The organism is Pseudomonas sp. HC1(2025), assembly GCF_058742075.1.
In genome coordinates this window covers 1,935,978-1,962,523 of sequence record NZ_CP196017.1, presented here as the reverse complement: position 1 = coordinate 1,962,523, position 26,546 = coordinate 1,935,978, and the positions used below count along the sequence as shown (strand labels likewise).

The following is a 26,546-nucleotide window of genomic DNA, read 5'->3' as shown; positions in this document are numbered from 1 at the left end:
TCATCCGGAGAAACATTGCGCAACGAACGTTGCGTGTTGAGCTGCTTGGGCGCGGATTATCAATATTTTGAAGAAACTGAATCCGTGGAACCTGGGCTTTTTCAGTTAAACACCAACAATCAAGCTATCTCCTCGTTAGGTCACTTCACCGGATGCAGGAGAATCATCATGTCCAAAGCCACCGTCAGCCAGTTCATGCACACCCTCCATCAACGTCTCACCGAGTTGTGGGATACCTGTGCCCGCGCAGGGGGCGCTCGCTCATGACCCGCTTGCTGCTGGGCGCCGCCATGCTGGCACTGCTTGCCGGGTGCGCCACCGTCAAACAGCCCGAGCTGGACGTTGCGGTCCAAAGCTCCGGGCAGATCTGGAACGCCGTAGCGCACTACAGCGGCCGCACGTTTCTCTCTGGGCCACGCTGGACCGGGACCCAGGGGCCACAACTGACGGCAATCGACCAAAATGGCCAGCGCGCTGCCTATCCAAGCGGTGCCTGGAACAGCTGGGCACCAGGGCGGGATGCTGCCAACGTCTTCGTGAACATCAATGCCCTGCGCCTGGAAGGCGACAAACTGTGGGTCGTGGACACCGGCTCGCCCGAGTTCGGCGGCAACCCCGTCAGCCAGGGTGCGAAACTGGTGTGTATCGACCTGCGTACCAACCAGGTGGTTCGCACCTACTTCTTCGGGCCGGATATCGCCATGGCCGGCAGCTACGTGGATGACGTCCGCTTCAGCGCCGGTAAGGCCTTCCTCACCGATGCGGGCAATGCCGGCATTATTGTCGTCGACCTGGAGACCGGCGCGGCCCGACGCGTGCTGGACCAACACGCCTCAGTGGTCGCCCGGCCTGACCGGGACTTGATCCTCAGCAACCAGGTAGTCAAGGCCCCCGACGGCCAACCCCTGCGCGTCAACGCCGACCCGCTGGAAGTCAGCATTGACGGCGTCTGGCTGTATTACGGCGCGCTGCAAGGCCCGTGGTTCAAGGTGCGGATCCAAGACCTTACGAACCCGGCCCTGCCCCCGGAACAACTGGCTGCACGGGTGGAGTTCTTTGCCGACATCCCGGCAACCGGCGGGTCGGTCATGGATGCACAGGGCAACCTGTACTTTTCCGACCTGGCCCACGACGCCATGCGGGTACGCCGACCTGACGGACAGATCGACACCCTGATCGTGGACGAGCGCCTGCATTGGGTTGATGCCCCCTTCCTGGACAAGGATGGGACGTTGTGGCTACCCACCCCACAGATGGACCGGGTAGCGCTGTTCAACAAGGGTAAATCCCTGGTGCAGTGGCCAGTGGGGGTTTATCGCTTATCGACACAGCGCTGATCGCCTAGCGCTTTCACATCCCTTTCACAGTCGGGCGCCTAGGGTGGTCCCAGCTCCTAGTGAAACCCTTTAAGCCCGCACTCCCCATCGCGGGCTTTTCTTTGTCTGTAGGGTTTGGCTGAAAGCTGGGTGAACCGTCGCCGGCATGGGCCAGCCTGGCGGTGACTACCTCGCTGTAGATTGCACAAAACTCACCGATCACCATCAACCCTAGAGCAAAAACTCCGAGTAGTTCTTTGGACATATCAAAAACTCCTTCGTATTCAGCGCAATGTTTTTCAGCTCCCAGCGCGCGATGCCGCTCACCAGGGAGTTGTTGCAGTGATACGAAGCAGCCTTGAACAGGCCTGGAACTACCGAAGTGCTTTTCCATGCCCATGTCCTTCAATGGGTGTGAGTCGGCGCAGCCCTAACAAAGGACGGCTGGCTCAGCGATCATACGTTCCGTTGAGCGGCGTGAACAACCAGCACTAGAGCGCCTATAGCGGTGAAGCTGCGATCGCCAGGGCCAGTTGTGCGTCGGACATCAGCGGTGGCGTGTAGGTCGAGCGGTAAAACCTGCACGCCTGCTCGAACTGTGCTCCACGGATCTCGCCATCGGAGCCGATGAACGCCAGGGCATCGCTTTTGGATGATTTGAAAAGCTCTGGAATGTATGAAGTTCCTGCGGTGGCACCCGAGGTAATCACGAAGGGCGCTACCGAGGTGAGCATAAGCGCCCCCTGGAACGGGTTGTTGTTTTCCGCGGCTACCGCCAGATTGCCAACCGATACCAGTAGGACGATTGCCAGGGATTTGCGCAAATGCATGGGTGATTGCTTCCTTGCGTTCAGAGGGGCGCCACGATAACAGAGTTGGGCCATCCACCACGCAGGAGTCGCAGGAGCATGCCCGGGAACGTGTACGACACGCCCCCGGGCACGCTAGATCACGGCTTGAGTTCAAACAACGCCGGCATCGGCGGCCATTCGGAAGGTACCTTGCGAAAGTGGCTGAACCCGGCGGCTTGCGCCATTTGCCGTGCGCGCTTCTCGCCCATGAACGCCCCCAGCCCTGCCCCGCCGTGGGACAGTGAACAGGTCATGCAGTACAGGGTGCTCTGCGGGTACATCACTCGACCGAACAGGTTCATGTTCTCGTGAAGCTCATCGGACAGGTTGAGCTCAACCATCAGGTAGGTGCCGTCTTCGGCCGTCGCTGCGCGCAGGTCCTTGAGCATCTGCTGGGGATCGGTGGCATCGTGGATCACCACAAAGGTGGTCACAAAGTCGAATTGCTGGCCTCGCAGGGCATCCGAATCGTTCACTTCAAATTGCACCCGGTCACCGACCCCGGCGGCCTTGGCGTTGGCACGTGCCAGTTCGATGGAAGGCAGGTGGAAGTCGCAGCCGACAATACGGGCCTCGGGGTACGCCTTGGCCATGGTGATCGCCGCCAGGCCAGCGCCACAGCCGAAATCCAGCACGCTGCCGCCGGTCTTGAGTTTTTCTTCAACGCCGTCCAGGGAGGGAATCCAGTGCTGGACCAGGTAGTGCTTGTACCAAGGCATGGTCATGCGTTCCATGCCTTTCCAGGTTTCCAGCGGAAACGCCTCTTCGGCGCAACCACCGCCATGACGAAAGGCTTCGATGACCTTGGGCGCCATGCTCACGAACGGCACACTCAGCTGGATGATCCCCCCGGCAAAATACGGCGAGTCTTCGTCGGCGAGTACCGGCACAAACTCGGCGGGCATCTGGTAGCGGCGGGTTTGCGCGTCGTACGTCACATAATTGCCGGTAACCATGCTGCCCAGCCATTCGCGCAAATAGCGTTGGTTGTAGCCACTCTTTTGCGCCAGTTGCTCCAGGGTCACGGCCTCGCCGTCGGCCAGTGTCTTGAACAAGCCAAGCTGGTCGCCGATGTAGAGCATCGCACCGCGCAGCGTGTTGCCGTAATCCTCCATGATCCGTGCGGAAAACTGCTGGACCTTGGCTTTATCAACTTCCATAACGTTTGACATCTGTCTCTCCTTGATAAGATTGCAAGCCTTCTCAGTAAGCAATAGTCAGCGGGCCGTCACGTTGGACAGCACGTTATCGACAATGCGTTCGGACATCCCCAGATGGCTTCGGGGCTCGAACAGCCGCGCCAGGACGCCCGCATCCATGACAGCGACAACCCGGGCATCGGCCTCGATCGCCGTGCGAATCGACACGTGATCGCGCTGGCTCGCCTGGGACACTTCGAAGATGATCTGGTAGGCACTGCTCTTGCCGAGCTTGCGGGCCATTTCGAACACCACGGCTTCGGTGCAGATCGCATCGCCATAGGCCTGGGCGGTGCATTCCATCTTCTTGACGTTAACGGTCAGCCCGTCGATGGTCTCGGTCAGGATCGAGAGTGCCATCAACGCATAGTGCGAAACGTCCGCCACCGCACACCATTCCAGGCGTGTGCCACGGTAATCGCGCTCGTGTTCGAGGATCATCGCATCCAGCGCCAGCATGACCTGGGCCTTGGCCAACCGCGCAAGGACCACGACCTGCTCGCAGCCTTCGGGGTTGCGCTTGTGGGGCATGGTGCTGCTGCCAATCTGCTGGTCGCTCCAGCCCACTTCAACTTCGCCGATTTCCCAGCGATTGAGCGTGCGGATTTCGTCGGCCACGCGGGCCAGCGATGCCGTGACCATGGCCAAGGTGCTGACGAACTCTGCGACACGGTCTCGGGACACATGCCATCCCGCCAGGGGCACTTGCAGCGACAAGCGCTGCGCGAAGCGCTCAAGCATAGGCATCGCGTGCGGACCAAACGCTGCCATCGTGCCCACCCCACCAAACAGCTGCACCACCAGCACTCGCTGGCGGGCCTCGGACAGGCGCTGGCGGTGGCGCAACAGTTCGTCGATCCAGCCGGCGACCTTGAGTCCGAAGGTGGTCGGCAACGCAGGGATCGAATGGGTCCTGGCGACCATCAGCGAATCCCGGTGCGCATCGGCCAGCGTCGACAGTTTGCCCAGCAAGGTCTCCAGGGCCAGGTCCATCGCGTCGAGGACGTCGCGCATTTCCAGGGACTGGGCGGTGTCCTGGATGTCTTGGGTGGTGGCGCCGTAGTGCACGAATTCACGGGCACTCGGGCTGCAGTTTTTTTGCAGGGCGCTCAGCAATGGCATCAGCGAATGGCCGGTGGCAGCCACGCCCTCGGCCAGCTGGCGCACATTGATACCCGACAGCAAGGCGGCTTTTTCGATTTCCAGGGCCGCCTCGCGCGGGATGATATTGACATCGGCCTGGGCCATGGCCAGCGCGGCTTCCACATCCAGCCAGCGCTGCAAGCGGCAGTGACTGCAGAAAATCTTGCGGCTCTGCGGGCCGGCATAGCCTGAGCCATGGGTTTTCGAGTCGAGAATGTGGCTGTGTTCGTGGCGGCATTGCTCGCCGTCATGACCAAGGCCGAGGTGTTCCGAACGTGCGGTGCAAGACGCACGGGCTGCCATTTCCATCGTTTGCGAATCCATCACATACCCTCCATCGCGTACTGGGGCTGACCGGGGTTTCCTTGGGTTGCCATCACCGCTTCAAGGCCTTCGCTTGAACAGCGGGGTATTGCTTTGTTCGCCACCAGGTCGACCATCTGTGCTGCAAGCCCGGTGTAAGTGGTCGGGTCGAGCAGGTCGTCGAGCGCTTGGCGGGTAAAACAGCCGTGCAGACGCTTGTCGTTGAGCAGGGCCTGGCGAAAAGAAGCGCCCGCGCCCTGGGCCTGCTGGGCGATTTCGTGGACCAGGTGATGGGCCGTCTGCTTGCCCAAGCGAGGCGCCAGCGCGAGCATCACCCGTTCCGACAGGATCAGCCCGCCCAGCAAATCCAGGTTGCTGCGCATGCGCGCTTCGCGTACATCCAGCCCGGCCAGCAGCACGCCCTCCATACGGGCGAGCAAGGCACCGGCGTAGATGAACAGCTCCGGCAAGGCCGCCCATTCGATGCGCCACGTGGTGCCGTCGCGTTCATGCAGTTGGAACGCCGCATCGGTCAGCGCGAGCATCTGTGCGCGCACCAGCCGCGAAAGCGCGCTGATCAGATCCACCGTCGACGGGTTTTGCTTGTGGGGCATGGTGCTGCTGCCCACCTGCCCTGCCCGGCGGCCTTCGCGCACTTCATCAATCTCGGTGCGCTGCAGGTGGTAGATCTCATTGGCGACCCGGCCCAAGGTCGCCGAAGCCTGGACCAGCAGCCAGGCCGCCTCCAGGATCCGGTCGCGGGCGCTGTGCCAACTGCTCAACGGCGCCCCCAGGCCAAGGCTTTCCAGGGTCCGGCGCTGCACCTCAAGCCCCTGTGGGCCAAACGCCGCCAGGGTGCCCACCGCGCCGGTCAGGTTGCCCACCATTACCCGGGCATAGGCCTCATCGAAGCGCTCAAGGTGTCGATCGATTTCATCGACCCACACCGCGACCTTGTAGCCGAACGTGGTGGGCAGTGCTTGCTGCCCGTGGGTCCTGGCGACCATCGGAGTGTGCTTGTGCCGCAGGGCGAGCGTGAGCAAATGCCCACGAATCCCCCGCAGGCGCTGCAACACCAGGCCCCAGGCATCGCGGACCTGCAAGATAAGCCCGGTGTCGAGGATGTCCTGGGTGGTCACGCCGTAATGCACGTACTCACCCAAGCCATCGGCACACAAGGCCTCCAGGGCGCGAATGGTCGGCACCAGGATGTGCCCGGTTTCCATGCTCTCGCGACCCAAGGCGTCAAGGTCGAGCAGCTCCACACTGGCCACCCGGGCGATTTCCCGTGCCGCTTCGTGGGGGATGATGCCCATCTGCGCCTGGGTCGCCGCCAGCGCGGTTTCAACATCGAGCCACTTCTGCACCTGATTGGCATCAGAGAAGATCGCGGCAAATTCCGGGGACGAGTAAGCGCCCCCGTGGATACGGGACTCTGTTATATGACTCGGCATGTCTGGGTACTCGCGTTGTCCAGGGAGGGCTACTTAACGCGCTGCACGTGTGCCCAGACAGCGTCGTAATAGGCCCTCTCGAGCCGGAAATGCTGGGCCAGGGAGGTCAGGAATGAATTCTGGAACGCGAGGTCCGGAATACGCCGTGAGATCAGCGCCCACTCACGCTTGGCCCGCGGCGGGACCAGGCTGATATGCACCTCGTAGTACTCCGCGTCGTCCTGGCTCAGGCCAGCGTTGCGCAAGGCGTTGTACAGCTTGCCGTGATTGCCGGGGACCACCAGCTCGGTGATGTAGAACACCGCCAGGCCCCAGCCGACATCCGGGTTGCGAAAGCATCGGGCCCGGTTGTTCAGGTAGGCGACTTCCTCGGGCATGCTCGAGATGGCCTCGAAATCGGCAGACAAGCCCACGGCGCCGAGGAGCTTGGCCAACAGCCGGGGGTGGGAGCGCTGCTCGTCCTCTTCGCCCAGCTCGCCGTACAGGTAACGGCCAAGCGCGGCCGCCTCGTCCACGTCGGTCAGGTTGACCAGCAGGTCCGCGGCATCGCGGTACAGGCGGAAGGTGCGGAACCACTGGTGATGCAGGAACACCTGCAGTTGATCACGGGAGGCCTTGCCTTCAAATATGTACTGCGACATCGGGTGGTTTTCCCGCGACTGCGCGGCGATCTCTTCTTCCAGGCGCTGCTGGAAACCGGCTTCGGACAGGGGCGATGCCAGGTCCACAGACGGCATGAAGCGCTCTTGCACGCTATAGATGGCATTGGCCAGCCAGCGCCGGGTCGAGGCTGTCGCAACGTCATCGCTCAGCGACAGGATGTACAACAGTTGCTGGCACTGCGCGGCGTTCGCAGCATCGCCCTGGTGGCCCGATTCACACAGGGCGCGCAGCATATTGGCAGCGATTTCGATGCGGTTGAACGTCGCATCGGGTTTGAGCGCCTCGGCCAACAGGCGGGCTTCAGCGGTGTGAATATTCTGCAATTGCGGCAACGAGAAATTACGTGGGCTCATCATGTGCTCCATTTTTTTGTTCTGGGGTCGCTGGGAGGATCACGCGGACAGGCGTTGTGCCTGCATCTGCTGCCACAGGCTGTCGAAGTAGGCCTTGTTGATCTCGAAGTGACGCTTGAGCGCACGCATGAACGTGCGCTGGAAGCCGTCGTCGCTGGCGAACTTGGCAATCAGAGCCCACATTTCCTCGGTATCGATCTCATCCTGGGTGCCGTGCAGGCGGTGGAATTCACTAGGCCCCTCTGGCACATCGAGGCGCTGCAACAGCTCATAGATGCGCCGATGGTTGACGCAACTGACCGACTCGACGGCGTACAGCAGCGCCAGTCCCCAGGCCACATCGGTGTGGCGCACACAACGAATGCGATTGTTCAGGTAGGCCTTTTCCAGGGGATGCAGTGCCGGGAAATCGATTGCCAACGGAATATCGAAATACTCCATGAGGTGGGCCAGCATCGCCGGGTGCGAGCGCTCAGGTGTCTCCGCCCCCGCTTCGCCGTAGAGGTTGCGGTAAAACACCGAGGCGTCCTCGATGGCTTCGAAGCGAAAGGCCAGTTCCGCCAACAGGCTGTAGAAGTTGTAGGAACGGGTCCAGTGGTGTTCCAGGAAGAAACGCACGTCTTGCGCAGGCGGCGTGCCCTGGAACAGGTGCAGCGACATGGGGTGGTTGACCCGGCTGCGAGCGGCGATTTCAGCGTCGACCTGCTTGCGGAACTCATCCACCGGCAGCGCGGTGAAACTTGGCAGGTCGGCGGCGAACTCATCTTCGACGCGGTACACCTCACTGGCCATCCAGCGCCGGGTCGGCTCGGTGCGCGGATCGCCGGGAATGTGCAGTTGCAGCAGTGCTGACTGGTAGTGGGCGTAAGCGCCGGTGTCTCCCGACAGGCCTTGGCGGGTCAGGGCGAGCAGCGCGTCCAGCGCGCCAGTGACTTGGGCGTATTGCGCGCCGGGCTTTAAAGCATCAGCCATCAGCGCCGAAGCGTTGTTGCACTGATGGGCGTCCGAGCGTTGTTGCAGGGTAGCAGTATCCATTGATAACCCCTTGATCCTTGTTTTTATGATTTTTTGCGTACTCGAAAAAAAAGCCTAAAGGTTCCTCCAGTGGCAAGGTCAATACCTGTAGGACAATTCTTTTTAATAGAGTTGAAACAGCCAGCATCCATTGGTGATTCACTCGCCGATGGCTGACCAACGGCGAGGTGAACAGGCTTCAGGACGCCGCGGGAACCGTCACAAGAAATGGCACGGTACGAATCTGATCGCCGCCCTTGAATTGAATCCACAGGGCGTAAGGGCCCGCATGCGCAGGTTTGGCATGCAGCATCAACTGCGCCGACACCGCGCCTGGCTCGCCATGCCCGGCGTGTGCGGCCTGCCCTGGCATTGGCGCCGCCATGGCATGCGCGTGCACGTAGTCCAGCTCATCGGTACTGACGAACACCGCATGGGCCGCCACCCCCAGGTAGGTGTCCAGGTCCTGGGCCGGCTTGCCATCCTTGAGCACCGTCAGCGACATCATGCTTTCGCTGCCGGCACGCAGGGCCGAAGTGTCCAACTTGACCGTGTAGGGCCCATCGCTACCTTGCTCCGGTTTGGCCGGCGCCTGGGCCACCGCCTCGGTGGCGCCCTGCACCGGCACCTCGAAGCGCACCACCTGCTGGCCGAGCCCGCTCGGTACGGCATCGGCATAGACGTAATAGGTGCCCGGCCGAGGAAACTTCATCGCGACCTTGAAACGACCGTCAGCGCCCAGCTTGGCCGCATGCTCATGGATAAAGCTGGTGAAATGGCTGTCGGTCGCCAGCACATGAAGGCGCTGGGTCAGTTCTTCGTCAAACTGCACAATCGGTTGCCCGGTGGCCTTGTCGGTAAAGGCGATCGACAACTCACGTGTCAGCGGCCCGGTTTCCTTGACGATCAGCGCTCCCACGGCCTTTTCACTCTCGCCGGGCAAGGCGAACGTGCCTTTGATGCTTTCCTGGGCAGCCATCGACGGCATTGCCGCCGCGCCTAGCACTGCCAGGCCAACGGTCAGAACCTGCTTGGTATCCATATGGGTGACTCCTCATTCGATAAATGGTGGCCTGCGCCAGGAAATCTGCCGCCTAGCCGTCCTTCGCCGAACACCGCAAGCACAGCGCTTGCGTACAACAACGGCGTCTAACGCAGCGCCGCAGCACCGCTGCACACCTGCCCCGCCTGCTCGCAGATCTGCCAGCCACCGCCGAGCGCCTTGTAGATGCCGACCACCGCCAAGCGCTGCTCGGTGCGCGCCACGGTCAGTGCGCGGCGGCTGGTGAAGTCCGCGCGCTCTGCCTCCAGTACGTCCAGGTACACCCCCTCACCGTCCGTGAAGCGCGTGCGGGCCAACCTCGCCGCCTCGCGATTGGCCGCCGCCTCCAGCAGTCGCAGGCCCAGGGTGCTGCCCGCCGCACTGTTGGCCTGGAACGCGTCATCGGTTTCCTGCAGGGCGCGTAATACGGTCTGGTCGTAGCTGATCAATGCCGCCTGGGTGCGCGCCTCGCTGGCGGCAATCCGCGCACGTACGCGCCCAGTGTCCAGCAGCGACCAGCGAATGACTGGTGCAATAAAGTTCGACTGCATGCCCGAATCGCCCAAGGCGCCGAGGCTTCCGGCCAGCAGGCCGATGGAGCCCTGCACCTGGATGTCCGGATACAGACCGGCTGTTTCCACGCCGATCTGCGCGGTCTCGGCCGCCAGCACACGTTCGGCTGCGGCGATATCGGCGCGCCGGGCCAGCAAGCCGGCCGGGTCGCCCACCTGCAGGGTGCGCAGGTTCAAGGTCTCACGACCGGGCCTGGCCTGCGGTGGCTTGAACCCTTGCGGCGCCTGCCCCAGCAAGACCGCCAGTGCATTGGTAGTGGTTGCGCGACGCCGCTCAAGGCCGGGGGCGACCGCCTCGACATTGCGCAGCAAGGCCTCGGCTCGCAGCCGATCGAACTCGGTGGCGGCCCCCACACTGACCAAGTGCTCCACCAGGCCCAGGCTGTCGCGCTGGCTTTGACTGATGTCCGCCACCACCGCCTGCTCGGCTTCGACTCCTTGCAGCTCGAACCAGGTCGCGGCAACCGTGGCGGCAACGCTCGCCTGTACGCTGCGTAGCAACGCCTGGCGCGAGCCCGCCTGGGCCTGCGCGGCCTCCACCGAGCGCCGGACGCGGCCAAACAAGTCGATTTCCCAGGCGGCATCCAGCGCTGCGCGCGTGGTTTCAAGGGAGCGCTGCTGGCCGGACGGCGTCTCGACTTCGCTGCGCTGTCGGTGCTCATACCCTAACGCGGCACCGCCGCTGGGCAAGAAGCCCTGGCGGCTCTCGCGCAGCATCGCCTTGGCTTCGTCGAGCCGCGCGGTGGCGATGCCGATATCGTGGTTGGCCGCCAGCGCCTGCTGGATCAGTTGGCTGAGGGCCGGCTCATCGAACACACGCCACCACTGCACCTCGACATCGCCCGTACCGAGACCGGCGATGGGTGCGCCGAAGCTCGCCGGCCGTTGCGCGGCGGGCAGCACCGGCGCGGAATAATCGGGCCCGACTGCGGTGCAGCCAGTCACCAGGAGCGACGACAACAGAAACGCTTGATAGGCCAATCTCATGACGCGCTCTCCTCCAATTGCAGCTTGGGACTCGCGCCCTTGCGCTGCAAACGCAGGGCAAGGCTGCGCATCACCACATAGAACACCGGCGTCAGGAACAGACCGAACAGCGTCACCCCCAGCATCCCGGCAAACACCGCAACCCCCATGGCATGGCGCATCTCGGCCCCGGCTCCGCTGGCAAATACCAGCGGCACCACGCCAGCGATGAACGCCAGCGAGGTCATCAGGATCGGCCGCAAACGCAGTTGGCACGCGTGGATAACCGCTTCCAGCGGGCTGGCGCCTTCGGCTTCAAGGCTGCGGGCAAACTCGACAATCAGGATCGCGTTTTTCGCCGCCAGCCCCACCAGCACCACCAGCCCGATCTGCACGAACACGTTGTTGTCGCCGTCCACCAACCAGACGCCAATGATCGCGCTGAGCAGACACATGGGCACAATCAGCAAGACCGCCAGGGGCAGCAGCCAGCTGTTGTACTGCGCGGCCAGGATCAGGTAGGCCAGCAACACACACAGCGGGAAAATAAACAGGGCCGATGACCCGGCGAGCTTTTGCTGGTAGGTCAAGTCCGTCCATTCAAAGGTCACGCCCTCGGGCAGCACCTCCTGCGCCAGGCGCTCCATGAGCGCGACGGCCTGCCCCGAACTGACCCCCGGCATCGCTCCGCCGGAGATGTCGGCCGAGGGGTAGCCGTTGTAGTGAATCACCCGATCGGGTCCGGAACTCGGTGTGACGGTGACAAACGCCGACAACGGCAGCATGTCCCCGGCCGCGTTGCGCACTTGCAGGCGGCCGATGGCTTCGGCCTGCATGCGATGGTCCGCGTCGGCCTGGGCCGTCACCTTGTAGGTGCGGCCGAAACGGTTGAAGTCGTTGACATACAGCGAACCGAGGTAGACCTGCAAGGACTCGAACACATCGGCCAGCCGCACCCCCTGGCTCTTGACCTGGGTGCGGTCGATATCGACATTCAACTGAGGCGCGTTGACGTCAAGGCTGGTCATCAACCCAGCGACCTGGCCCGACTCGGTGGCTTTGGTCATCAGCACCTGGGTCTGCTGCACCAGAGCCTGGAGCCCGACCCCGCCACGGTCCTCGACCTGCAGCTTGAAGCCGCCGGTCACCCCAAGGCCGGGCACTGGCGGCGGTGGGAATACGCCGAGGAAACCGTCGGGAATGTTTGCGAACTTGGCTTGCAGGCGCCCGGCGATGGCAACCGCCGCCATGTCCGCAGAGGTACGCTCTTTGAACGGATCAAGCATGATGAACATCACGGCGGCATTCGGTACGTTAACGAAACCGTTGACCGACAACCCAGGGAATGCCACCACGCTTTCGACCCCTGGTTCATCCAGGGCGATTTTCGACATTTGCCGCACCACTGCGTCGGTACGATCCAGGGAGGCCGCGTTGGGCAATTGGGCGATGCCTACCAGGTAGTACTTGTCTTGCATCGGTACGAAGCCCGCCGGTACAGCACTGAAGCCGAACCAGGTCAGCGCCAGCAACCCACCATAAACCAACAGCGCCACGCCGCGACGGCCCACCACCTTGCGCACCGTGTTGCCATACGCCTGCGGTGCCCGCTGGAACGGCCGGCTCAGCACCTGCACCAGGTGCGCGGCACGGCCGCGCAGGCTACGCGGGTCATGTACCACGGCGGCACCGCGCGGGCGCAGCAACAGTCCGGCGAGTGCCGGGCTGAGGGTCAGGGAGTTGACCGCCGACAGGATCGTGGAAATCGCGATGGTCAGCGCGAACTGCCGATAAAACTCACCTTGCAAGCCACTGAGGAAGGCCGTGGGGATGAACACCGCAGCCAGTACCGAGGTGATCGCAATGATCGGCCCGGTCACCTCGCCCATCGCTCGTCGCGCAGCCTGCGTCGGCTCCTCGCCGTTCTCGATATGCCGCTCGACGTTCTCCACCACCACGATTGCATCGTCGACCACGATCCCGATGGACAGCACCAGGCCGAACAACGACAGGGTATTGAGGGAAAAGCCCATCAGATGCATGACTGCGAAGGTGCCGATAATCGACACCGGCACGGCCATCAACGGGATCAGGGATGCGCGCAAGTTACGCAGGAACACCACCACCACCAGGACCACCAGCAGGATCGCTTCCATCAGGGTGATGGCCACTGACTCCAGCGATGCACGCACAAACACTGTCGGGTCATAGGCAATCCGCGACACCATCCCCTCGGGGAAGTTGGCCTCCAGGCGCTGCATGGTATCGCGCACCGCCTGCGCCACATCGAGCGCGTTGGCGCCCGGGCTCTGGATGATCTGCAAGGCAACGGCCGGCTCGCCATCCAACAGGCTGCGCAACGCGTACGCATCGGCGCCCATTTCCACACGGGCCACATCGCGCAGGCGCGTCACCTGGCCGTTATCGCCGGTGCGGATGATGATGTCGCCAAACTGCTCCTCGTCCGTCAGGCGCCCGAGGGTATTGACCGTGACCTGGAATGCCGCACTGGAGTCAGGCGCCTGGCCGACCGAGCCGGCCGCCACTTGCACGTTCTGCTCACGCACGGCGCTGATCACGTCGCCTGCGGTCAAGCCACGGGCGGCGATCAGGTCCGGGTCGAGCCACAGACGCATGCTGTACTCGCCCGCACCCCACACCAGCACGTCGTTGATCCCCGGAATCCGCGACAGCTCATCGCGCACCTGGAGGTAGGCATAGTTGGAGATATAGAGCGGGTCGTAACGTTGGTCGGGCGACAGCAGGTGGACCACCATGAGGATGTCCGGGGAGGTCTTCTGCGTGACCACGCCGAGGCGCTGTACCTCTTCGGGCAAACGCGGCAGGGCCCGCGAGACGCGGTTTTGCACCTGGATCTGCGCCATGTCCGCGTTGGTGCCCTGGGCAAAGGTTGCGGTCAGGATCATGCGGCCATCGGTCGCCGATTGCGACGTCATGTACAGCATGCCCTCGACCCCGGTGATCACCTGCTCAAGTGGCGCCGCCACCGTCTCGGCGATCACCTGGGGGTTGGCGCCCGGATAGGATGCGGTCACTTGCACGGTGGGCGGCGTCACGGCGGGGTATTCGCTGAGCGGCAAATGAAAGAAGGCCACGATGCCAGCGATCATCATCAACACCGACAGCACGATGGCGAAGATCGGCCGGTCAATGAAAAAGCGTGGGAAGCTCATTGCACGCCCCCCATGACCAGCGGTGCATCCAACGGCGCGCCGTCGATGTTGGCGGCCAGCGGCGTCACCTGCATGCCGGGGCGCACCAGCCCCTTGACCACAATGCGCTCACCCGGCTGCAGGCCCTGCTCAATCACCCGCAGGCCGTTGGCCATCGGCCCCAGCTCGACGGGGCGGTATTCGGTCTTGTCGCCTGCGCCGACCACCAATACATAGCGGCGACCCTGGTCAGTGCCGATGGAGTGGTCGGCCACCAACACCCGGGGTTGCGGCGCGCCGGTGTCCAGCTTGACCTTGGCGAACAGCCCCGGCGTCAGGCGCCCGTCGGGGTTATCGACCACTGCACGCGCACGCACTGTGCCGGTCTTGCGGTCGGCCGCATTCGCCAGGAAGTCCACCCGCCCGGCCCGCGCATAGTTTGCATCGTTAAGCATCGCCACCATGACCTTGGCGGCCTTTTCCCCCTTGGACGCGGCATCCTCCCGAGTCGCGGCGAGCGAGCGCAGGTAGGTGCGTTCATCGACATCGAAATACACATGCAACGGGTCAATGGAGACGATCGTCGTCAGCGGCGTCACCCCACGGGTGACGTAGTTGCCCTCCGTGACCAGGGCACGGTCCACGCGACCGCTGATGGGCGCGGTGACACGGGTGTAACTCAAATCCAGTTGGGCGGCGTCCAGCGCTGCCCTGGCGGCATCAACCTGGGCCCTGCCGGCGTTCAGCGAAGCAATGGCAGTGTCGAGCCGATCACGCGCCACCACTTTTTTGGCGAACAGTTGCTCGGCTCGGCCATGCTCGGCCTGGGCCAGCAATGCGTTGGCCTGCGCCTCACGCAAGCGCCCCTTGGCAGCGTTCAGCGCGGCCTGGAATTCCCGTGGGTCAATCACAAACAAAAGACTGCCCTTGGCCACGGATTGGCCTTCGGGCACGCTGACCTGTTGCAGGTAACCACTGACACGCGGGCGCAGCTCAACCTGCTCAATCGCGGTCAAGGAACCGGTGTATTCGACAAACGGAGTCACCGGCTGCGCAACCACCTCGGCCACCGGCACACCAGGCGGCTTGGCGGCATCAGCCACAGGCGCGCTCTCCTTACAGCCACCCAGCGTGAACACGACAGCTATCGCCACGGCGCCCAGGGTTATTCGCTTGCCGTACATCGTGTACCTCCTTGTAATTTTCAGGACAAACCAACACTTGAGGTTTTATCCGGCTTGCCATGAGGGGAAGGTCAAGTGTTATGAAAATGACAGGTGGGGTTTGTTTGAGGCTTGAGCGTGCGGGGTGATTTTCGAGCACATGCAATCTCGGGTGCGCGGCTGCAGGGGCTAGACGCAGATCGATGAGAGATATCTGACGCGCGCGCTCAAGGAGGATCGGGAGGAGGCGGTTGTTATAAGGGATGGAAGGCTCAAGAGATGCCGGATAGTTTTGCGCGGGTTTTGCGCAGGCACAAAAAAGCCGATCTAGCTGATCGGCTTAAGTGTCTGACTTTAGTCAGGAAATATGGTCGGGACGGAGTGATTCGAACACTCGACCCCTAGCACCCATGCTGGCGGGAGTCATGAAAACCCTTAAATAGCAACGCCTTAGGTGGACGCCCACTGCAATCGACGTCTAACAAGGTAGGGCAAGGCTTCATAAATCCCCGCAAAACTCCCTACTGACTTTCAGTCAGAAAGTCCCTACGCCCCGGCGTTCTGCCGAACTATCCCCCCCTAAATCGTATCAACCCTGACATCCCTATCGTTCGCTTGTAGAATCCGCCGAAATCAAAATCGAAGCCCTGGCAGCCAATCAAGGGACTTTCTTCACAACATGGAGCCATAAATGCAGAGCCGCTACAGAGACTTAATTTCCAGCACCAGGGCGGTATCAGTCCTTGGCGTTATCGCAATGCTCGTTGTTGCAGGGCTGGTCCTGACGCTCAGGAACCTTGAGCCGCTGACAAACAACATTGCCTACACAGAGGATGGGGTATGGCTCGGGACGGCCATGACCAAGGGCTGGTGGTACACCATAGTCAATGCCAAGACAGACTACTTTGTCTGGGGCAACCTGCTGTTCGTTTACCTGGCGACCCTGGCATCTGATGTTTTCTGTGGTGACAAGCTGGCCTGCTACCCACAAGCACTATCCTTCTGGTCTTACTTTTTCTACGCCTCAGTAAGCGTCCTTTGCTACTACGTCACGAAAGGGTTTCTGCCGACAGCAATCCGTTGGGTGGTGTTTCTCCCCACGCTGATGATCCCGCTGGGGGATTCTTCGGGCGAGGTGTTCGGAAAGATATCGAACATTGGGTTCTACTTTGTGTTCATCACTACGCTGCTGATGTTCGCAAAAAGCAGAAGCACCAAAGCGACCCCAATTACAGATATAGCACTGCTGCTCTGCGCCTCGACGAACCCGGTGTGCCTGGTGCTGACCCTGGCGTTTTCTGTTTTCACGCTGATTGATCGTGATATCAAGAAGTGGATCAAGAAGTATGGCGCTGTAACGGCTGGCTGCCTTGTCATTGGCGCTCTCATCTTTTTTAGAATGATTGCCTCACCAGCCAAAGGCGTTATCGGCAACTTTAGATTTGAAAGCCTGATCGAGGTCAGCCTTGCGCGGTCTTTCATATATCCGTTCGTGTTTCCTTTCTACAACCAGCTCACCGACACCATCGTTGTGATTTTGTCGTTGCTGCTACTAGCGTTGTTCGCCGTCTTGCTGACAAAGGAAAAGTCCAGAGAGGTCAAAAGCCTCATTTCCATGTGTGCAATTGCATACGTGATTTATGCATTCTTCACCGTGTATATGCGCAAAAACCTGACAGAAGTTCTTGGGGGTTACGCGGGAACATTCCCAGACCGCTACTTCATGGGGCTGAACATAATCGTTACCTTCTCCTTCCTGGTGCTCGCCGGCTCGGCTCTGCGCGGCAGCAAGGCAGTTCGTGTTCTGGGCGCACTGTGCCTGGCTTCGTTCGCCGCGCTGTACCTGGCCAACATCGGCTGGTTGTTTGAAGGCAAGACGACCCGCACATCAATCGCTGGTGCAGAGAGCTTTCAGGATCAGCTTTGCTCGGCATCGCTGCTGCCTGCGGATGCTGCGGGGAATGTCACCGTTGCTCTGTACCCGATAGGCTGGGCTGCATTGTTTCCGAAAGACATGGTGACGGCCTCGGCGGGAACGGTCACATGTATGCAAGAAGACACGTCCTACTATGTCACCGACCCTAACTGGGCAAACGGCATTGCAAGGCGGTGGCCGGGGTTCTTCCTGCACAACACGCCTGAAAATGCTGCTGCCTACAAGATCGGGAACACCGTTCAGTTCGCCGACAAGACGACACGCAAAATCACAAACACATCAATCACCGATGACCGGCTAAACGTGTTCGTGGAAGGCGAAATACTGCAAGCAAAAAATACCGGGTTCCCATTCAGGTTCACGGTAATAGAGAAAGAATAAAGCCCCGCAAAAAAGGGCCCAGGCATTTCAGCCTGGGCCCTTCGCATTATCCCTCTTCATCCCGTTCGCGCCTTGCTAAAACGCTACCCAAGAAACGCGTCCCCCCTGACACAGGATAGTATTCGCTTGGAGAATTCGGCTCGATATCAATTTGCCCCCGGTTACGCCGGAGAAAGGGAAGTCATGTAAACCAAAAATACAGGCTTCAGGTCTGACATAAGCGGCCTGCGCGCCATAGCGGTCATTGCCGTGGTCCTATACCACTTTGGTGTTAAGGGCTTTTCTGGCGGGTTCGCCGGGGTAGATATCTTCTTCGTGATATCCGGCTTCCTCATGACCGGTATTATCTTCCGGCAGACCGACGCTGGGAAATTTCGCCTTATCGGCTTTTACCTGTCGCGCGCCAAGCGGATCATCCCCGCCCTAGCCGTGCTGTGCCTGGCACTACTAGTTGGCGGATGGTTCCTGCTGATCCCGAGCGACTATAAAGAGCTGGGCAAGCACGGGGCATCGAGCATCGCCTTTCTATCGAACATGGTTTACTGGAAGGATGCCGGCTACTTCGATACGGCGTCACATGAGAAATGGTTGCTTCATACCTGGTCACTGTCCGTTGAATGGCAGTTCTACATGGTATACCCACTGATCATCCTTGCAGCCCGCAAGCGTTCAACTTCAACACCACCAGGATCCTACTGGTTGCGCTCGGCGTGGGCTCATTCGCACTTTGCCTATACGCAAGCACGCACTACCCGAACACGGCTTTCTATACCCTCCCTGCCCGCGCCTGGGAAATGATCGTTGGTGGCCTTGTCTACTTGTTCCCTGTGCAAATGAAGCAATCTCACAAGCAGTCGGCCAGCATCATTGGCCTGATCATGATCGCGGCCAGTGTCTGGTTTTTCACAGCGGCAGATGTTTGGCCCGGCTGGCTGGCGCTACTCCCGGTGCTGGGTACCGCCCTGATGGTCTGCGCGGCAGATCAAACCTCGATCGTCACCAACAACAAAATAGCAGGCTGGATCGGTGAAGCATCGTATTCAATCTACCTTTGGCATTGGCCGGTTGTGGTTTTGATCGGCTACTACGGCATGGCGAACAACGCCCCAGTCGTAGCCGCGGGGATTGCTGCGTCTGTGATTCTTGGTTTTGCGTCTCTGTACCTGGTGGAAAAGCCTTCTCGGACCATCAAGGTACCGCTCTCTCAATTGCCGCACCTCGCCTGCTACGCGGCCCTGGTTCTTATAGTTGGCGCCTCGGCCTCGCTTGTATTCGTCAAGTGCGGGGTTGAATCCCGGGTCAGCGACATGGTTGCGGCAGCGGATCGAGAGCGAACCAACCCTCGGGACTTGTCAATTGAATGATGTTTGTCATGATTCGTCTCGCTGAGGTGCTGTAGAAAAAGCCACCCTCGTCCGGTAGTTTTTTTGTGCCTGGAATTTGGTGTTTCAGTGCTTCTTGCGGAACGCTTGAATCGTTCCTGTCATGGCTCTTGGTCTGGTCCGTCTGGTCAGCTCCTGCTGGATTCCAAGCTTTGCCAGCTCTGCGGGGTTCATTCCCCGTTTCGCCGCCTCGGCTTCCAACAGTCGAATCTCATCTGGATCAAGTAACTCCCCAAGCTTCATGCCTTTTTCTTCTGGCATATCGCCTCCAGTCCCTACGCGGTCCCTACTGAGTACCTACGGTTTCGCTTCAAGCTGCGCGGTCGTCGCGGATAGAATTACCAACAAGGTCAAGCAGCCAGGACTTGAAGACTTCACACGCCAGCACGGATTTTTTCGTGCCGTGGATCTGCACGGCGTAGTCCAGAAGGCCGAGATACTTTTCATCCAGCAGGACTTTCATCTGGTTGACGTGTTTTTCGTTTAAGCGATCTTCATCTGCCATTGGTAATGGCTCCTTGGCGTATTGGGTTTCGCCTGTGTACTCGGTGCGCGGCAATGCGTCGGCAACAAGCCACTTGTAGATAGCGCGCGGAGTTTTCCCGCAGGCCAAGGCCACAGACGGAACACCACCAGCATCGTCAATCGATTTCTTGAGCGGCCGCATAAGGCCTCCGCGCCAAATATGAACTTGCGGTACACTTTGTGCCAGAACTGAAAGTACATACTCGCCATGCAGAGCCAGTCAAAAGGAACGATCGTTAAGCGCTTGGTTAAGTCTGATTTTGATGGATGGATCATCCGTAGCGACAACCCCGACAAGACGCGCTATGGCGATGAAACGCTGCGCGATGGCGAAATAAACGAAGTACGTATCATTGGGCGGGTTGTTTGGCGAGGCGGTATGCTATGAGCCATCTTCGTGCCGCATGGAATGCTGTTTAAGGAATTTTGATGATCAATCGCACCAACCAGTCTGGAGCAAGTCGCGTTTCGGGGACAGCTATCAGCCAGTCGCCGGGCCAGGGTAAAAAACCGAAATGGCTCTTGGGGATCGTCGCGACCGTCGCCCTTTTTGGTGTCATTTTTGCGGTCGCATGGATTTCTGGACCAATGTCCGATCAAGAACATGCGCAGCACGAGATAGAGCTTTGCTGGGGAGACCGCGATGCTAATCCAGTACCGGCGGTTAGGGACAATATCCAGTGGACGTGCCTGGACATGCTCTATAAGTACGAATCCAAATACGGGAAATTAGCAGGCGCGAGACGCGGCTGACCCACCACACAGCATAAGCAAGCCCGCCACTGAGCGGGCTTTTTTGTGCCTACGATAAAACATGTACTTTTGATACTTGACCGATATGAACCATTGGCACGTATTCACTCCATCGCAGCGCTTCAGGGGCTGCGATGGGCCTCACAAGACCCGCCGCTCTTTAACAGCACGGGAACCTCGCAGATCGATCCCCAGTAATGGGCATAGCACTCGCGACTTGCCGGACTAAACCCGCTACTTCATTCCAGTAGGCACTCATGGAATCTCTCCTTTACCTGCTGACAAATGAACAAACAAGCAGCGAGGCGCCAAGCCCAAGCAGGGTTGGCCATGTGAACAACAAACCAAGAACCAAAGCAGGTACACCAACCCAAAACCATGGATCTATAAAAAAACTTAGCAACTTCATCAACGCACTCCGTAGCGATCGATGAAGTTTACTAACCGATCGGCACAGACTTAAAGAAAGTTAGCCGGTTTTCAATTCCCGATGGACTCTGGCGCCAGCTATCTGCACAGCCGAGACCACCCCAACTCAACACCTAACCACTCACAACAGCACCAGCCGGCGACAGCCTGGTGAGGTATTTCTATGGCCAACACAAAGCTGGCGACGGTCCTAGAGACCGCGCCGCGTTTCATCCGCGCTTCCGCAGCACCCGCATATCTCGGCCTGTGCCGAGAGGTTTTCAAAAACACCGTCCGCCCTCACGTCCGTGAATTCCCCATTGGAAAACAGGCCGCTGGCTTTGACCGCCACGAGCTGGACCAGTGGGCAGACGCCTACGTCGAAGCCATGGCGATTGAAAAACAGGTCGATCAGGACAACAATCCGCCCCGCAGTGGGCGCCAAGGAGCAAAACAATGGCGCGAAAAACAATGTCGGGCCTCTACGAGAGGAACGGGATTTGGCACATCGACAGAGTCGTCAGAGGTTGCCGACTTCAAGAAAGCACTGGAACAAGTGAGAGGGAAGAAGCCGAGCAGTACTTGATCCATCGGCTGGAAAAGCTGCGCCAGGAGAAGGTTTACGGCGTGCGCGAGGTTCGTACCTGGCGCGCAGCCACAACCCGACTCCTAGTTGAGTACAAAGATCAGGCGTCGATTGCGCTATCCATATCGCACATTGAACAGCTCGACCCGTACATCGGCGATCTGCCGACCAGGACAGCACAGGGAAAGGTCAAGCCAGGCGTATCGAACAGGACGGTGAACATCGCCCTACAACGAGTCGTCAGGATCTTGAACCTATGCCACCGCAAGTAGCGGGATGCAGAAAAGCGGCCGTGGCTGGAAAGCGTGCCGATGATATCGATGATGGAAGAAAAGAAGTCCAGCAGGAAACCTTACCCGCTGTCATGGGATGAGCAGTCAATGCTGTTCGCCGAGCTGCCGGACCACCTTTTGAGGATAGCCCTCTACAAAGTGAACACCGGGGAAGTCTGCAAATTGCGGTGGGATTGGGAGATACGCGTGCCGGCGCTGAACACCAGCGTGTTTCTGATACCTGCCGGGTTCGGCGGGCGGAGTGAGAAAGCTGGGGTGGAGAATGGCGATGACCGCCTGGTGATTCTGAACAAGGTGGCCATGTCGATCATCGACAAGCAGCGCGGCCTGCACAAAGACCTGGTGTTCCCGAACGGGCAACCAGATCAGTCCGGGCCAACGGCAATGCATCGCATGAATGACTCGGCCTGGAAGAAAGCCAGGGGGCGCGCAGCGGACAAGTGGGAAAAGAACCACCAGGCGCCAGCACACCCTGGGTTCAGATCGATCAGGATGCACGACTTGAAACACACCTTTGGCAGAAGGCTACGTGCAGCAAGCATGACAGAGGAAGATCGCAAAGCGTTGTTGGGGCATAAGAACGGCAGCATTACGAGCCACTATTCTACCCCGGAGCTGCAGCATCTGATTGAAGCTGCGAACAAAGTATCTGCAACCGACTCTCGCGGGCCGGCGCTGACAATCTTGAGGAGAAAAACGGGATGATCCCCCGCAAAAGTCCCTACGCATGAAAAAGCCCAACTCGCTAAAGTTGGGCTAAGTCATTGAAAAATATGGTCGGGACGGAGTGATTCGAACACTCGACCCCTAGCACCCCATGCTAGTGCGCTACCGGACTGCGCTACGCCCCGACTAGGCGTGAAACTGGGTTCGCTTCATAACGAAGCGATCAGGAATATACCGCAAGCATTTGAAATGTGGAAGTATTTTAAAGGCTTGTTTCACTTTTTCAAAACCACCAGTACATCTTCCAATTCGGAGATCATCTGGCGGATCAGTTGCTTGTATTGGGTGGTGTCGTCTTTGGCTTCATCACCAGACATACGCTGGCGTGCGCCGCTGATGGTGAACCCTTGGTCGTACAGCAACGCGCGGATCTGTCGGATCATCAGCACATCCTGTCGCTGATAATACCGACGGTTCCCGGTGCGTTTGACGGGGTTGAGTTGAGGAAACTCCTGCTCCCAATAGCGCAACACATGCGGTTTTACCGCACAGAGCTCGCTGACTTCACCAATGGTGAAGTAGCGTTTGCCTGGGATGACGGGTAGCTCGTCGTTATGACTTGGTTCCAGCATAAGCCTCAACTCGGGCCTTCAACTTCTGCCCTGGACGAAAGGTGACCACACGGCGAGCCGTGATCGGGATTTCTTCTCCCGTTTTTGGATTGCGGCCAGGCCGCTGGCGTTTGTCCCGCAGGTCAAAATTGCCGAAACCGGACAATTTGACCTGTTCGTTGTCTTCCAGAGCGTGCCTGATTTCTTCAAAAAACAGCTCGACCAATTCCTTGGCCTCGCGCTTGTTCAGACCCAACTCTTCGTACAGACGTTCCGCCATCTCAGCTTTCGTCAAAGCCCCCATACGTCACTTCCTTAACGTGGCGTTCAACCTTTGTTCGAGCGAGGTGAGGATATTTTGCGTCGTGGTATTCACCTCATCGTCATTAAGAGTGCGCGATGGATGCTGCCAGGTCAAGCCAACTGCAAGGCTTTTTCTATGCGGATCAATGCCTTTACCCTGATAGACGTCAAATAGCCTGAGGTCCGTCAGCCATTCGCCTGCATTTTCTCGGATTACTTGCAGCACGGCGCTGGCCGCGACATCACGATCCGCCACCAGGGCCAGGTCACGACGCACTTCCGGGAAACGCGACAGCTCGCTGAATTTAGGCATCTTGCCCACAGCGACTTCAGCCAACACCAACTCGAAGACGAACACAGGACGGTCGAGACCGAGGGTTTTCGACAGTTCAGGATGGATCGCACCGACGAAACCGACCAGGCGACCTTCGCGCTCGATGCGCGCAGTCTGGCCTGGATGCAAGGCCGGGTGGCTGCCAGGGACAAACGCGAAGGCATCCAGCGCGCCGGCAAAGCCCAGCACCGCTTCCACGTCCGCCTTGACATCAAAGAAGTCCACTGGGTCGCGACCCTGCGCCCAACCTTCCGGCAAACGGCTGCCGCAGACCACACCAGCCAGCATCGGCTCTTGCTTCAGGCCGTCCAGTTGGCCGACAAAGCGCAGGCCGCTTTCGAACATGCGCACGCGGTCCTGCTGACGGTTCAGGTTGTGGGAAAGTGCTTTCACCAGGCCTGGCCACAGGGACGAGCGCATGGCTGCCATGTCGTTGGAGATCGGGTTGGCCAGTAACAGCGGCTCGACACCCGGGGTGAACAGTTCGAACTGCTTGGGATCAATGAAGCTGTAGGTCACCGCTTCCTGATAACCACGGGCGACCAGCAGGCGACGCAGCTCAGGCAGGTGTGCACGGGCTTCGGTCTTGGGTTGCGGGGCCAGGCGCGCTTGCGGGTAACGAACCGGAAGGCGATTGTAGCCGTACAGACGGGCCAGCTCTTCGATCAGGTCGACTTCAAGGCTGATATCGAAGCGATGGCTTGGCACTTCTACACGCCATTGCCCTTCCCCATCAGCGCTGATGCCCAGGCCCAGACCGGTCAGCAGGCGCACGATTTGCGCCTCTTCAATCACCAGGCCGAGCATTTGCTCGACGCGCTGAGCGCGCAACGTCACCGGTGCAATCGACGGCAAATACTGCTCGCTGACCGTCTCGATGATCGGGCCAGCTTCACCGCCGGTGATTTCCAGCAGCAGGCCGGTGGCGCGCTCCATGGCTTCACGGGCCAGTTGCCAGTCCACGCCACGCTCGTAGCGGTGCGAGGCATCGGTGTGCAAGCCGTAAGAACGAGCCTTGCCTGCCACAGCGATCTGGTCGAAGAACGCGCTTTCAAGGAACACGTCACGGGTCGTCGCGGACACACCACTGTGCTCACCGCCCATCACACCGGCAATGGCCAGGGCGCGGGAATGATCAGCAATCACCAGGGTATCGCTGCGCAGGGTGACTTCCTGACCATCGAGCAAGACCAGCTTTTCGCCTTCCTCGGCCATACGCACGCGGATCCCACCGTTGATCTCGGCCAGATCGAAGGCGTGCAGCGGTTGACCCAGCTCCAGCATCACGTAGTTGGTAATGTCGACAGCGGCATCGATGCTGCGCACGTCGGCACGACGCAGGCGCTCGACCATCCACAGCGGGGTCGGCCGGGACAGGTCGACATTGCGAATGACACGACCCAGGTAGCGCGGGCATGCGTTTGGTGCCAGCACTTCGATGGAACGCACTTCGTCGTGGACTGCCGGGACCGCTGTCACTACCGGACGCGTGACAGGCACGCCGTACAGCGCACCGACTTCACGGGCCAGGCCCGCCAGGGACAGGCAGTCGCCGCGGTTCGGAGTCAGGTCGACTTCGATGCTGGCGTCTTCCAGGTCCAGATAGACACGGATGTCCTGGCCCACTGGCGCATCAGCCGGCAGCTCCATCAAGCCATCGTTGCCTTCGCCAACCTGCAACTCCGACTGGGAGCACAGCATGCCGTTGGACTCGACGCCACGCAGCTTGGCTTTCTTGATCTTGAAGTCACCGGGCAGCTCGGCACCGATCATCGCAAACGGGATTTTCAGGCCCGGGCGCACGTTTGGCGCACCGCACACGACCTGGAAAGTTTCCGCGCCATTGCTGACCTGGCACACACGCAGCTTGTCGGCGTCCGGGTGCTGCTCGGTGCTCAGCACCTCGCCCACTACCACGCCACTGAAAACACCGGCGGCCGGCGTAACGCTATCGACCTCAAGACCGGCCATCGACAGACGAGCAACCAGCTCATCGCGATTTACCTGCGGGCTTACCCAACCACGCAGCCATTGTTCACTGAATTTCATCCTGCTCTCCTAAAGGTTCGTTACGACTAGCGAAATTGCGCGAGGAACCGCAAGTCGTTGTCGAAGAACAGGCGCAAGTCGTTCACGCCGTAACGCAGCATGGCCAGACGCTCGACGCCCATGCCGAAGGCAAAGCCCGAGAATTCTTCTGGATCGATCCCGGACATGCGCAGCACGTTGGGGTGAACCATGCCGCAGCCCATGACTTCCAGCCAGCCAGTCTGCTTGCAGACCCGGCAGCCTTTACCGCTGCACATCACACACTCCATATCAACTTCGGCGGATGGCTCGGTGAACGGGAAGTAGGACGGGCGGAAACGTACCGCCAGCTCTTTTTCGAAGAACACCCGCAGGAATTCTTCGATGGTGCCTTTGAGGTCGGCGAAATTGATATCGCGATCAACCAGCAGGCCTTCGACCTGGTGGAACATCGGCGAGTGGGTGATATCGGAGTCGCTACGGTACACACGGCCTGGGCAGACGATGCGGATCGGCGGCTGCTGCGATTCCATGGTGCGGACCTGTACCGGCGAGGTATGGGTGCGCAACAGCATGTTCGCATTGAAATAGAAGGTGTCGTGCATCGACCGGGCCGGGTGATGGCCTGGGATGTTGAGCGCCTCGAAGTTGTGATAGTCGTCTTCGACCTCAGGGCCTTCGGCAATGCCGTAGCCGATGTGGGTAAAGAACTGCTCGATACGTTCCAGAGTCCGGGTAACCGGATGCAGACCGCCAGAGGTCTGGCCGCGGCCAGGCAGGGTCACGTCAATGGACTCGGCGGCGAGCTTGGCCGCAAGATCGGCCTCCTCGAACAACGCCTTGCGCGCATTGAGAACCTCTGTGACACGCTCCTTGGCAACGTTGATCAGCGCGCCGACTTGCGGGCGCTGTTCGGCCGGCAGATTGCCCAGGGTCTTCATCACCTGAGTCAATTCACCTTTTTTGCCAAGGTAGTGAACCCGGATTTGCTCCAGGGCATTGATATCTTCAGCGCTTTGCACAGCCTCAAGAGCTTGAGCGACCAGCGCGTCCAGGTTTTCCATGTACAGACTCCAGATACAAAATAGGGGAAGAGCTTGAAGGCTCTTCCCCTATTTATGACGTTTA

The 26,546-nt window shown here is 60.0% G+C and carries 23 protein-coding genes, 1 tRNA gene and 1 pseudogene; 7 read left to right on the top strand and 18 right to left on the bottom strand.

The genetic code is table 11. The features are described 5' to 3' along the window. The first annotated feature begins 263 nt into the window (after positions 1 to 263). Entirely contained in the window at positions 264 to 1,337 is a 1,074-nt protein-coding gene (locus tag ACSSVH_RS08790) for an L-dopachrome tautomerase-related protein (protein WP_492634369.1), read from the top strand. Positions 1,338 to 1,350: 13 nt separating this feature from the next. Here ACSSVH_RS08790 and ACSSVH_RS08785 read toward each other — a convergent pair whose 3' ends face one another. The 11 genes from ACSSVH_RS08785 to ACSSVH_RS08735 all read right to left on the bottom strand — a co-directional run bounded on the left by ACSSVH_RS08785 (position 1,351) and on the right by ACSSVH_RS08735 (position 15,233). Next, complete coding sequence (locus ACSSVH_RS08785; RefSeq protein WP_492634739.1) at positions 1,351 to 1,710, bottom strand: hypothetical protein; 360 nt, start codon at positions 1,708 to 1,710, stop codon at positions 1,351 to 1,353. A 106-nt stretch (positions 1,711 to 1,816) separates the two neighbouring features. Further along, the gene (locus ACSSVH_RS08780; protein WP_492634368.1) at positions 1,817 to 2,146 is read right to left on the bottom strand and encodes a DUF2388 domain-containing protein; all 330 of its coding nucleotides are present in this window, start codon (positions 2,144 to 2,146) and stop codon (positions 1,817 to 1,819) included. 119 nt (positions 2,147 to 2,265) lie between these two features. Continuing rightward, on the bottom strand, positions 2,266 to 3,339 hold the full coding sequence (locus ACSSVH_RS08775; RefSeq protein ID WP_169956070.1) for a class I SAM-dependent methyltransferase: 1,074 nt from the start codon (positions 3,337 to 3,339) through the stop codon (positions 2,266 to 2,268). Positions 3,340 to 3,384: 45 nt separating this feature from the next. Then, positions 3,385 to 4,833 carry a class-II fumarase/aspartase family protein gene (locus ACSSVH_RS08770; protein ID WP_492634367.1) on the bottom strand — a complete coding sequence of 483 codons (1,449 nt, stop codon included), beginning with the start codon at positions 4,831 to 4,833 and terminating at the stop codon, positions 3,385 to 3,387. Continuing rightward, on the bottom strand, positions 4,833 to 6,266 hold the full coding sequence (gene purB, locus ACSSVH_RS08765) for an adenylosuccinate lyase (RefSeq protein WP_170043471.1): 1,434 nt from the start codon (positions 6,264 to 6,266) through the stop codon (positions 4,833 to 4,835). The genes ACSSVH_RS08770 and purB overlap by 1 nt, the downstream gene beginning before the upstream one ends. 29 nt (positions 6,267 to 6,295) lie before the next feature. Then, positions 6,296 to 7,282, bottom strand: coding sequence for an HOASN domain-containing protein (locus ACSSVH_RS08760; protein ID WP_492634366.1), 987 nt, complete (start codon positions 7,280 to 7,282; stop codon positions 6,296 to 6,298). Between the two features lie 39 nt (positions 7,283 to 7,321). Continuing rightward, positions 7,322 to 8,317 carry an HOASN domain-containing protein gene (locus ACSSVH_RS08755; protein ID WP_169956062.1) on the bottom strand — a complete coding sequence of 332 codons (996 nt, stop codon included), beginning with the start codon at positions 8,315 to 8,317 and terminating at the stop codon, positions 7,322 to 7,324. Positions 8,318 to 8,495: 178 nt separating this feature from the next. After that, positions 8,496 to 9,338 (bottom strand): DUF8832 domain-containing protein, encoded by an 843-nt coding sequence (locus tag ACSSVH_RS08750; RefSeq protein ID WP_169956060.1) that lies wholly within the window; start codon positions 9,336 to 9,338, stop codon positions 8,496 to 8,498. 107 nt (positions 9,339 to 9,445) lie between these two features. Next, complete coding sequence (locus ACSSVH_RS08745; RefSeq protein ID WP_170043469.1) at positions 9,446 to 10,897, bottom strand: efflux transporter outer membrane subunit; 1,452 nt, start codon at positions 10,895 to 10,897, stop codon at positions 9,446 to 9,448. Beyond that, complete coding sequence (locus ACSSVH_RS08740; protein ID WP_492634365.1) at positions 10,894 to 14,070, bottom strand: efflux RND transporter permease subunit; 3,177 nt, start codon at positions 14,068 to 14,070, stop codon at positions 10,894 to 10,896. Before ACSSVH_RS08740 ends, ACSSVH_RS08745 begins: the two co-directional genes overlap by 4 nt. Then, positions 14,067 to 15,233 carry an efflux RND transporter periplasmic adaptor subunit gene (locus ACSSVH_RS08735; protein ID WP_170057835.1) on the bottom strand — a complete coding sequence of 389 codons (1,167 nt, stop codon included), beginning with the start codon at positions 15,231 to 15,233 and terminating at the stop codon, positions 14,067 to 14,069. Before ACSSVH_RS08735 ends, ACSSVH_RS08740 begins: the two co-directional genes overlap by 4 nt. A 670-nt stretch (positions 15,234 to 15,903) precedes the next feature. Here ACSSVH_RS08735 and ACSSVH_RS08730 point away from each other — a divergent pair. The 3 genes from ACSSVH_RS08730 to ACSSVH_RS08720 all read left to right on the top strand — a co-directional run bounded on the left by ACSSVH_RS08730 (position 15,904) and on the right by ACSSVH_RS08720 (position 18,893). Further along, the gene (locus ACSSVH_RS08730; protein ID WP_492634364.1) at positions 15,904 to 17,529 is read left to right on the top strand and encodes a hypothetical protein; all 1,626 of its coding nucleotides are present in this window, start codon (positions 15,904 to 15,906) and stop codon (positions 17,527 to 17,529) included. Between the two features lie 216 nt (positions 17,530 to 17,745). After that, the gene (locus ACSSVH_RS08725) at positions 17,746 to 18,327 is read left to right on the top strand and encodes an acyltransferase family protein (RefSeq protein ID WP_492634703.1); all 582 of its coding nucleotides are present in this window, start codon (positions 17,746 to 17,748) and stop codon (positions 18,325 to 18,327) included. Further along, positions 18,240 to 18,893, top strand: a complete 654-nt coding sequence (locus ACSSVH_RS08720) for an acyltransferase family protein (protein ID WP_492634363.1) — start codon at positions 18,240 to 18,242, stop codon at positions 18,891 to 18,893. Before ACSSVH_RS08725 ends, ACSSVH_RS08720 begins: the two co-directional genes overlap by 88 nt. Before the next feature lie 84 nt (positions 18,894 to 18,977). Here the strand turns inward: ACSSVH_RS08720 and ACSSVH_RS08715 are convergent, their stop codons facing one another. Together ACSSVH_RS08715 and ACSSVH_RS08710 are read right to left on the bottom strand one after the other, a co-directional pair. Further along, the gene (locus ACSSVH_RS08715; protein ID WP_492634362.1) at positions 18,978 to 19,172 is read right to left on the bottom strand and encodes a hypothetical protein; all 195 of its coding nucleotides are present in this window, start codon (positions 19,170 to 19,172) and stop codon (positions 18,978 to 18,980) included. Positions 19,173 to 19,221: 49 nt separating this feature from the next. Beyond that, the gene (locus ACSSVH_RS08710) at positions 19,222 to 19,578 is read right to left on the bottom strand and encodes a helix-turn-helix domain-containing protein (protein WP_492634361.1); all 357 of its coding nucleotides are present in this window, start codon (positions 19,576 to 19,578) and stop codon (positions 19,222 to 19,224) included. 287 nt (positions 19,579 to 19,865) lie between these two features. Here ACSSVH_RS08710 and ACSSVH_RS08705 point away from each other — a divergent pair, with 287 nt between their 5' ends. From ACSSVH_RS08705 to ACSSVH_RS08695, 3 genes and pseudogenes are all read left to right on the top strand, one after another. Continuing rightward, positions 19,866 to 20,189 (top strand): hypothetical protein, encoded by a 324-nt coding sequence (locus tag ACSSVH_RS08705; RefSeq protein ID WP_492634360.1) that lies wholly within the window; start codon positions 19,866 to 19,868, stop codon positions 20,187 to 20,189. A 592-nt stretch (positions 20,190 to 20,781) separates the two neighbouring features. Beyond that, positions 20,782 to 21,183: a hypothetical protein gene (locus tag ACSSVH_RS08700; RefSeq protein ID WP_492634359.1), complete on the top strand. Its 402-nt coding sequence runs from the start codon at positions 20,782 to 20,784 to the stop codon at positions 21,181 to 21,183. Further along, a pseudogene (locus ACSSVH_RS08695) lies at positions 21,069 to 22,181 on the top strand (tyrosine-type recombinase/integrase). The gene ACSSVH_RS08700 and the pseudogene ACSSVH_RS08695 overlap by 115 nt, the downstream one beginning before the upstream one ends. 69 nt (positions 22,182 to 22,250) lie before the next feature. Here the strand turns inward: ACSSVH_RS08695 and ACSSVH_RS08690 are convergent. The 5 genes from ACSSVH_RS08690 to pheS form a co-directional block, all read right to left on the bottom strand. After that, a tRNA-Pro gene (locus ACSSVH_RS08690) sits at positions 22,251 to 22,327 on the bottom strand. A gap of 90 nt (positions 22,328 to 22,417) precedes the next feature. Then, positions 22,418 to 22,774 carry a MerR family transcriptional regulator gene (locus tag ACSSVH_RS08685; protein WP_003174972.1) on the bottom strand — a complete coding sequence of 119 codons (357 nt, stop codon included), beginning with the start codon at positions 22,772 to 22,774 and terminating at the stop codon, positions 22,418 to 22,420. Then, a complete protein-coding gene (ihfA, locus tag ACSSVH_RS08680) occupies positions 22,755 to 23,057 on the bottom strand; it encodes an integration host factor subunit alpha (RefSeq protein ID WP_002553164.1) in 303 nt (100 codons plus the stop codon). Before ihfA ends, ACSSVH_RS08685 begins: the two co-directional genes overlap by 20 nt. Positions 23,058 to 23,060: 3 nt before the next feature. Further along, complete coding sequence (pheT, locus tag ACSSVH_RS08675) at positions 23,061 to 25,439, bottom strand: phenylalanine--tRNA ligase subunit beta (RefSeq protein WP_492634358.1); 2,379 nt, start codon at positions 25,437 to 25,439, stop codon at positions 23,061 to 23,063. A 26-nt stretch (positions 25,440 to 25,465) separates the two neighbouring features. After that, positions 25,466 to 26,482, bottom strand: a complete 1,017-nt coding sequence (pheS, locus tag ACSSVH_RS08670; RefSeq protein WP_169953514.1) for a phenylalanine--tRNA ligase subunit alpha — start codon at positions 26,480 to 26,482, stop codon at positions 25,466 to 25,468. Positions 26,483 to 26,546 lie beyond the last annotated feature (64 nt).

Bases quoted from the DNA above. Each gene is read 5' to 3' on its own strand.
- ACSSVH_RS08790 (WP_492634369.1), top strand. From the start codon at position 264: ATGACCCGCTTGCTGCTGGGCGCCGCCATGCTGGCACTGCTTGCCGGG.
- ACSSVH_RS08785 (WP_492634739.1), bottom strand. From the start codon at position 1,710: ATGGAAAAGCACTTCGGTAGTTCCAGGCCTGTTCAAGGCTGCTTCGTA.
- ACSSVH_RS08780 (WP_492634368.1), bottom strand. From the start codon at position 2,146: ATGCATTTGCGCAAATCCCTGGCAATCGTCCTACTGGTATCGGTTGGC.
- ACSSVH_RS08775 (WP_169956070.1), bottom strand. From the start codon at position 3,339: ATGTCAAACGTTATGGAAGTTGATAAAGCCAAGGTCCAGCAGTTTTCC.
- ACSSVH_RS08770 (WP_492634367.1), bottom strand. From the start codon at position 4,833: ATGGATTCGCAAACGATGGAAATGGCAGCCCGTGCGTCTTGCACCGCA.
- purB (WP_170043471.1), bottom strand. From the start codon at position 6,266: ATGCCGAGTCATATAACAGAGTCCCGTATCCACGGGGGCGCTTACTCG.
- ACSSVH_RS08760 (WP_492634366.1), bottom strand. From the start codon at position 7,282: ATGAGCCCACGTAATTTCTCGTTGCCGCAATTGCAGAATATTCACACC.
- ACSSVH_RS08755 (WP_169956062.1), bottom strand. From the start codon at position 8,317: ATGGATACTGCTACCCTGCAACAACGCTCGGACGCCCATCAGTGCAAC.
- ACSSVH_RS08750 (WP_169956060.1), bottom strand. From the start codon at position 9,338: ATGGATACCAAGCAGGTTCTGACCGTTGGCCTGGCAGTGCTAGGCGCG.
- ACSSVH_RS08745 (WP_170043469.1), bottom strand. From the start codon at position 10,897: ATGAGATTGGCCTATCAAGCGTTTCTGTTGTCGTCGCTCCTGGTGACT.
- ACSSVH_RS08740 (WP_492634365.1), bottom strand. From the start codon at position 14,070: ATGAGCTTCCCACGCTTTTTCATTGACCGGCCGATCTTCGCCATCGTG.
- ACSSVH_RS08735 (WP_170057835.1), bottom strand. From the start codon at position 15,233: ATGTACGGCAAGCGAATAACCCTGGGCGCCGTGGCGATAGCTGTCGTG.
- ACSSVH_RS08730 (WP_492634364.1), top strand. From the start codon at position 15,904: ATGCAGAGCCGCTACAGAGACTTAATTTCCAGCACCAGGGCGGTATCA.
- ACSSVH_RS08715 (WP_492634362.1), bottom strand. From the start codon at position 19,172: ATGCCAGAAGAAAAAGGCATGAAGCTTGGGGAGTTACTTGATCCAGAT.
- ACSSVH_RS08710 (WP_492634361.1), bottom strand. From the start codon at position 19,578: ATGCGGCCGCTCAAGAAATCGATTGACGATGCTGGTGGTGTTCCGTCT.
- ACSSVH_RS08705 (WP_492634360.1), top strand. From the start codon at position 19,866: ATGATCAATCGCACCAACCAGTCTGGAGCAAGTCGCGTTTCGGGGACA.
- ACSSVH_RS08700 (WP_492634359.1), top strand. From the start codon at position 20,782: ATGGCCAACACAAAGCTGGCGACGGTCCTAGAGACCGCGCCGCGTTTC.
- ACSSVH_RS08685 (WP_003174972.1), bottom strand. From the start codon at position 22,774: ATGCTGGAACCAAGTCATAACGACGAGCTACCCGTCATCCCAGGCAAA.
- ihfA (WP_002553164.1), bottom strand. From the start codon at position 23,057: ATGGGGGCTTTGACGAAAGCTGAGATGGCGGAACGTCTGTACGAAGAG.
- pheT (WP_492634358.1), bottom strand. From the start codon at position 25,439: ATGAAATTCAGTGAACAATGGCTGCGTGGTTGGGTAAGCCCGCAGGTA.
- pheS (WP_169953514.1), bottom strand. From the start codon at position 26,482: ATGGAAAACCTGGACGCGCTGGTCGCTCAAGCTCTTGAGGCTGTGCAA.